The organism is Vibrio parahaemolyticus (genome assembly GCF_900460535.1).
GTDB lineage: Bacteria > Pseudomonadota > Gammaproteobacteria > Enterobacterales > Vibrionaceae > Vibrio > Vibrio parahaemolyticus.
The window spans coordinates 1,805,353-1,811,788 of record NZ_UHIL01000002.1 but is presented as its reverse complement, the minus strand read 5'-3'; the positions used below and the strand labels follow the sequence as shown (position 1 = coordinate 1,811,788).

Below are 6,436 nucleotides of genomic sequence, written 5' to 3'. Positions count from 1 at the left end.
TTATGATCGAGTGCATCAAGAGGAGGACAAATGTCCTCCTTTTCGTTTGTTGTTGCACCCTAATATGGGCCTATTCCAAACAAAATAATAAAGGACATCACCATGGACCTATTTGCCTTACTCGATATCAACAATACCCTCGTTAACATTCCGATTGGAGACGGCTACGCAATGAGCTGGATCGAAGCATTCGGAACCGTCTTTGGTCTGCTTTGCATTTGGTTTGCGAGCCAAGAGAAGACCATCAACTACGTATTCGGCTTACTGAATGTCACGCTTTTTGCTGTTATCTTTTTCCAAATTCAGTTGTACGGATTGCTACTTCTTCAACTGTTTTTCTTCTGCGCCAATATTTACGGTTGGTACGCATGGACTCGACCAAATGCACAAGGTGAAACGTTGGAAGTTCGTTGGCTTAGCAAGCAAAAGCTGATGGCGACTGCGGTTGTTTGTGTGGTCTCGATTGCATTGTTGACCATCTACATTGACCCATTCTTCTTCGCGCTGGCAAACATTGCTGTTGATAGCCTAAACATTTTCGGTGCAGGCCTGTCTGAGCCAGTACTTGAGCCTGATGCGTTCCCGTTCTGGGATGCAACCATGACGGTACTTTCTGTTGTTGCACAAATTCTGATGACACGTAAATACGTCGAAAACTGGATTCTATGGGTTGTGATCAACATCATCAGTGTGGGTATCTACGCGACGCAAGGTGTGTACGCAATGTCTGTTCAGTACGCGATTCTTATGTTCATTGCTGCCAATGGTACGCGTGAGTGGGCTCGTAGTGCCAAGCGCAATGGCGATAAAACCTTAGCTCAAGCAGCAGCGTAAGGAACAAGCAAATGGCTAAACAACCTCATATCGGTGTTGATGAAACACAAGTCGCTCCTCTTGTTATTGTATGTGGCGAGCCAGATCGAGCGAATCGTATCGCGGCATTATTTGATGATGCAGAAATGGTGTCGGAAAACCGTGAGTACCGCGTGTTTACCGGCAACTACAAAGGTCAGGCTGTTTCTGTATGCAGCACAGGCATCGGCGCACCATCGATGATCATTGCGGTAGAAGAGCTCAAACAGTGCGGCGTAACTCATGTGGTACGTGTTGGATCTGCGGGTGCTATGCAATCTTGGGTTCAGCTTGGAGAATTGATTGTTGCTGAAGGTGCAGTAAGAGACGAAGGTGGTTCCAAATCGTACGTCGATTCGGCTTATCCGGCGTACGCAAGCTTTACTCTACTGAAAGAAGTCGAGCGTTATTTGTCAACGCAAACGACGCCATATCATTTCGGCGTAGTACGTTCTCACGACAGTTTCTACACCGATGACGAAGAGGCCATTTGTCAGTACTGGAACAAGAAAGGTATTCTAGGTGCAGACATGGAAACTTCGGCGCTGTTTACGGTCGGTCGATTACGAGGCCTTCATGTGGCTTCGATTTTAAACAATGTCGTACTCTACCAACAAGATGTGAAGGAAGGGGTAGGTCAGTACGTAGATGAAGCTAAAGTTATGATGGAAGGTGAAAAGCTTGCATCTTTCACGGCTTTAGAAGCGTTGATTGCTCAAGCATAGCGTCATCCCTTTCTGAGATTAATATCCAAAGCGGCGCATGGTTGTCGCTTTTTTACAAATCAGATGCGATAGCCAATAGAGATGTTTTTTTTTGCAGCCTATGTTGATCGCTATACAACCCGATACAACTAATCTCTTTCTGCCTTAAAACGATATTGTTCCGACAGGCAGACCAAAAGACCAACTAAAGCCGAAACAATAATTACACATACTTGGTAGGCGACTTCCCCAGCCCCAAGCTCGTTCAAAATCTCGGTAGCCGCAAGCATAGGAAGCGTTACCGTGATAAATAAGCTTAATAATCGAGGAACCTTAGATTTCTTTCCATGTCGCTTAGTATAGAAGTAATGCGCATAATCCGAGTACATGATAAACAAGGAGATCAAAAGACCCAGTATCCAAAACATCGCTTACAAATCCTCTCGCGTCTGCTCACTATAACCACTAACCATTGTTAGACCTCCTTTCTTTAATAAATGTTAATCGTACAATATAGGTAAGTGATTCATATGCAAGTTGTGGCTTTTGTTATTAGGCTCAAAATCTCAAAGTTAGGAGAGGCTATTACTAATTAATGAACTTGTTTTGCAAAAAAATATATGTGGTTAAAGTGCGATCTTGAAATATGAAAGAACAAGATTGAACGTGGGCACCAAACAACAAGTAAATAAACAATTTATTTCAAGAACATATTTTCTCCGCCCGAACTCAATGGTGTAGGTGTTAATCTTTATCGAGCTTTTTGGTCACGCCTTTCACCGTTTTCTTCTCTTTTTCTGGTGTCATTGCATCAACGGCTTTGCCTGCCATCCCTTCATCCGGCAGTTTGTCTTTTCCTGCATCAACTGCGGTATCTTTCAGTGCTTCTTTAGGCGTACAGCGACCGCCAACACCAACCACGGCTTTTGTTGCTGCGGCTTTGGCTGCTTTTTCTGCATCGCAGTCGGGGTCCATCACGCTAGCTAAGCTGGTGGATGCAAACTGGGTGGTGTGTGCGTCTCCCAAATATCTTGCCAAGCATGGGATTCCAAAGCAGCCGAGCGAACTGACTAAGCATAACTGTTTAGTATATTCCTATCAGGAGACTGGCGCGCGTGAGTGGGCGTTTAAAGCCGACGATAAGATGTACCAAGTTACCGTTGATGGCAACTTATGCACCAACAACTCTTCCGCATTGCGAAATGTCGCGCTGTTAGGGCAAGGTGTTATCTATGTGCCTCGCGTACTGGTGTATGAAGATTTAAAGCAGGGCAGCTTGATCCAGTTGTTCAAAGAAGAAACGGCGAAATGCTTGGGTATCTACGCTGTCTACCCATACACAAGGCAGCAACCCGAGAAGATTAAGATCTTCATTGATCACCTATACAACAGCTTCCAAAGTCAAAATCATCGATTTTAAATCAAGTCTACAACGCCATTGGTTACTTTGGTGTTGTGGTTTTGTTTCCACCTTTTCTCTTAAATAATTTATCCAATTTAGCCACTTACATGGTGTTACTCCCTCATCACTTACTTTGATAACAAGACGTTGCGCACATCTGTTAAAGAATGGTTTTGTTATTGTTTCTTTTTGGAAACGATCTGTTTCTTTCGTTCTAACGTCGGTTTGTGAACGCTAAGTTACAGAAAAACAACAGATTAATTGCGCTATGTGAGTGCTGGTTAAGGTTTGTACGCTTGACCTTGATGGACGCAGGGAAATTGACTGCTTATAGTGAGCCAAACTCAAATCCACACCGTGTCTGGTTGGATGTGAGTGATGCAAAATAACTAGAGATACGGATATGAAACAAAAGCAGCTGATAGAAGAATTTAAAACGATAGTCGGGGAAGAGAATGTCCTGACCGATCAGGTTAAAACCAAATACTACCGCTCAGGTTTTCGCTCAGGTAGTGGTACAGCGCTTGCCGTCGTGTTTCCTAACACTTTGTTAGAACAATGGAAGATCATTAAACAGTGTGTCGAGGCGAACTGCATCATTATCATGCAGGCTGCGAAAACAGGTCTCACAGAAGGCTCTGCACCAAGTGGTAACGACTATGACCGCGATGTCGTGGTGATCAACATTACCAAAATCAAAAAAATTCATCTGCTGGATGGTGGCAAACAGGCGGTGTGCTTACCCGGTGCAAGTTTACACTCACTAGAAAAAGAACTCAGAGCCGTTAACCGCGCGCCGCATTCTATTATTGGATCTTCATCGCTAGGTGCGACAGTTGTCGGTGGCATTGCCAATAACTCAGGCGGTGCGTTAGTGAAACGCGGCCCGGCGTATACTGAGCTTGCCATCTACGCGCAGGTCGATAAGCAGGGCAACCTCCATCTGGTTAACCATCTTGGTATTGATGGCTTGGGTGAGACGCCGGAAGAAATTCTTCACAATCTGCAAGAAGGTAATTTCGACCCAAGCAAGATCGTTCACGATGATCGCATGGCATCAGACAAAGAATATGATGAACGAGTTCGTGACGTAACGTCTGACATCCCTTCACGTTTTAATGCAGACGAGCGTCGCTTGTTTGAAGCGAGCGGCTGTGCGGGCAAATTGGGCGTGTTTGCAGTGCGTGTTGATAGCTACCCAGTGCCAAGCAAAGAGCAAGTGTTTTACTTGGGCACGAACGACGCAAACAAGTTAACCAAATTGAGAAAAGATTTTCTGACTCAATTCGATAACCTGCCAGAAATGGGGGAGTATCTGCATCGCGATATCTTCAATATGGCAGAGAAATACGGCAAAGACGTGTTTTTATCGATCGACTTATTGGGTACGGACAAACTGCCTAAGATGTTCGCACTGAAAGCGAAAGTAGAGAACTTTTTAGAGCGAGTGCCATTTGTCAGCAAATATTTGCCAGACACCATTTTGTACTACGCAAGCAAATTGTTCCCGCAGCATTTGCCTGAGCGAATGTTAGAATTCCGCGATAAATACGAGCATCACTTAGTGCTAAAAATGAGTGATGGCGGAATTGAAGAGGCACAAAAATACCTGAAAGAAGTATGGGCTGTTGAAGATGATTGCGATTTCTTCGAATGTACGCCAGATGAAGGTAAAAAAGCTTACTTACATCGTTTTGCGGCGGCTGGGGCTGCGATTCGCTACGAAACGATTCATCGCAACGAGGTTGAAGACATTGTTGCGCTCGATATCGCATTGCGTAGAAATGATGAAGAGTGGTTGGAAACTTTACCTGAAGAGGTGAGCAAAAATCTGGTTCAGTCGCTCTATTACGGGCACTTCATGTGTTACGTCTTCCATCAGGATTACATCTTCAAAAAAGGTACAGATACCAAATTGATGAAGAAGCTGATGTTAGAGCACCTCAATAGTCGCGGTGCAAAATACCCAGCTGAGCACAATGTGGGTCATTTGTACGAAGCAGAAAACTCATTACAGAAGTTCTACCACGAGCTTGATCCAACCAATACCTTTAACCCGGGCATCGGTAAAATGGACAAATATAAGCGCAACTGTAACTGCTGTGCTTAAGCCCCTGTTTTGATCACTAGAGTCTTAGGCTTATATATCTGAGATTCATCAAACATGAAGAAAAAGCCCTGCTGACGACATTAGAGTCAGCAGGGCTTTGTTGTTTATGAATCGTGATTTTGATGAATATGGCTTTTCTGAGCCTTTGACGCGATTTAAAACCCAGTTTTAGAAAGCGCGCACTGCGGCGGCAGCGATAATGCCAGCAGCAATAGCAGGAAGCGGTTTTTTAACGATAAACATCACCACAGCGGTTGAAAATAGCGCGGCTCTCGCACCGTTGTCACCTTCGACGGCGAGAGGCGCTAAGAGGGCAATCAGTACAGACCCTGACATAGCGGTGATAAAACGTTGCACGCGTTCGCTAATCGGAATGAATGACATCACATAAACGCCGCCCCAGCGAGTTGCCAGAGTTACCAATCCCATTGCGATAATGATAAACAGCGTGCCGCCTAAGCTTGTTTCAATGTTCATGCTTTTTTCTCCTTCCAACAAGCACCTAAAATACCGCCAGCGATTGCGCCGACAACGACATGGCTGTTTTCTGGCAAATACCAGTAAGCCATCAGTGATGAAGCTGCTGCCATGCCCCAAATCGCGAAGATACGCAGATTTTTAGGGCCGCCTGCAACCATAGAAAGTAAAAAGCAACCCATGACCATATCAAGTCCGAGACTGACTGGATCTTTGATGGCACCACCAAAGTAGATACCCATCCACGTGCCGACAATCCAGAAGCCCCAAAGCGCGAGCCCACCGCCGACCAACAAACCAAACCCAGGCTCTTTCTTGCCAAATGCGTTCATCGCCATTGCCCAGTTAGCATCGGAGGCAAGTAACATAATGCCATAGCGCTTATGTGGCGGTAGCTGTCTCAGCCAAGGGTAGAGCGTCGCACCCATCAGAAGGTGGCGAGCATTGATGGCAAACACAGTAATCAAAACCGGTACAAGTGGTACTTCAGCTCCCCACATTTCTAACGTGGCAAACTGAGACGCACCAGCAAAGACGAGCGTGCTCATTAAAAGAGTCGGAAAGGCGTCTAAGCCGGTTTGCACCGCAGCAACCCCAAAGGCGAGGCCAAAGACCACCACAAAAAAGGAAAGCGGTAAAAGCTGAGTAAATCCACCCCAGACGTCAGCCCGAGTGAACTCATGTAGCTCCCCAGAAGATCGAGGAAAAGAGGATGTATTTTCTGTCATAAATGTACCTAGCCGGCAGCAAAGTTGGGAGAAGCCCCAAATGGGTATTGTTGTGATTTTGTAAACTGCATGTTTAACATCAATTGGATGGGCTTTCAAACACAACCAGAATGTGGTTTTCGTCGCAGACAACAAGATGACACTAACGTTATCGGTGTTTCAG

The 6,436-nt window shown here is 45.4% G+C and carries 6 protein-coding genes and 1 pseudogene; 4 read left to right on the top strand and 3 right to left on the bottom strand.

Translation table 11 applies throughout. The features are described from left to right. The first annotated feature begins 102 nt into the window (after positions 1-102). Together pnuC and DYB02_RS25290 are read left to right on the top strand one after the other, a co-directional pair. Positions 103-834: a nicotinamide riboside transporter PnuC gene (gene pnuC / locus DYB02_RS25295; RefSeq protein ID WP_005499105.1), complete on the top strand. Its 732-nt coding sequence runs from the start codon at positions 103-105 to the stop codon at positions 832-834. A gap of 11 nt (positions 835-845) precedes the next feature. Continuing rightward, positions 846-1,577 (top strand): nucleoside phosphorylase, encoded by a 732-nt coding sequence (locus DYB02_RS25290; RefSeq protein ID WP_025610311.1) that lies wholly within the window; start codon positions 846-848, stop codon positions 1,575-1,577. A 723-nt stretch (positions 1,578-2,300) separates the two neighbouring features. Here the strand turns inward: DYB02_RS25290 and DYB02_RS25280 are convergent. Then, positions 2,301-2,531, bottom strand: a complete 231-nt coding sequence (locus DYB02_RS25280) for a hypothetical protein (RefSeq protein ID WP_256595259.1) — start codon at positions 2,529-2,531, stop codon at positions 2,301-2,303. Here DYB02_RS25280 and DYB02_RS25275 point away from each other — a divergent pair. Both DYB02_RS25275 and dld read left to right on the top strand, forming a co-directional pair. After that, a pseudogene (locus tag DYB02_RS25275) lies at positions 2,527-2,976 on the top strand (substrate binding domain-containing protein); the annotation flags it as partial. The gene DYB02_RS25280 and the pseudogene DYB02_RS25275 sit on opposite strands and share 5 nt — an antisense overlap. 385 nt (positions 2,977-3,361) lie before the next feature. Further along, a complete protein-coding gene (gene dld, locus DYB02_RS25270; RefSeq protein WP_005486292.1) occupies positions 3,362-5,068 on the top strand; it encodes a D-lactate dehydrogenase in 1,707 nt (568 codons plus the stop codon). 168 nt (positions 5,069-5,236) lie between these two features. Here the strand turns inward: dld and DYB02_RS25265 are convergent, their stop codons facing one another. Both DYB02_RS25265 and DYB02_RS25260 read right to left on the bottom strand, forming a co-directional pair. Beyond that, positions 5,237-5,545, bottom strand: coding sequence for an AzlD family protein (locus tag DYB02_RS25265; RefSeq protein WP_005460963.1), 309 nt, complete (start codon positions 5,543-5,545; stop codon positions 5,237-5,239). Continuing rightward, on the bottom strand, positions 5,542-6,273 hold the full coding sequence (locus DYB02_RS25260) for an AzlC family ABC transporter permease (protein ID WP_005480275.1): 732 nt from the start codon (positions 6,271-6,273) through the stop codon (positions 5,542-5,544). The genes DYB02_RS25265 and DYB02_RS25260 overlap by 4 nt, the downstream gene beginning before the upstream one ends. Positions 6,274-6,436 lie beyond the last annotated feature (163 nt).

Coding starts and splice junctions, on each gene's coding strand:
- pnuC (WP_005499105.1), top strand. CDS start 103: ATGGACCTATTTGCCTTACTCGATATCAACAATACCCTCGTTAACATT.
- DYB02_RS25290 (WP_025610311.1), top strand. CDS start 846: ATGGCTAAACAACCTCATATCGGTGTTGATGAAACACAAGTCGCTCCT.
- DYB02_RS25280 (WP_256595259.1), bottom strand. CDS start 2,531: ATGGACCCCGACTGCGATGCAGAAAAAGCAGCCAAAGCCGCAGCAACA.
- dld (WP_005486292.1), top strand. CDS start 3,362: ATGAAACAAAAGCAGCTGATAGAAGAATTTAAAACGATAGTCGGGGAA.
- DYB02_RS25265 (WP_005460963.1), bottom strand. CDS start 5,545: ATGAACATTGAAACAAGCTTAGGCGGCACGCTGTTTATCATTATCGCA.
- DYB02_RS25260 (WP_005480275.1), bottom strand. CDS start 6,273: ATGACAGAAAATACATCCTCTTTTCCTCGATCTTCTGGGGAGCTACAT.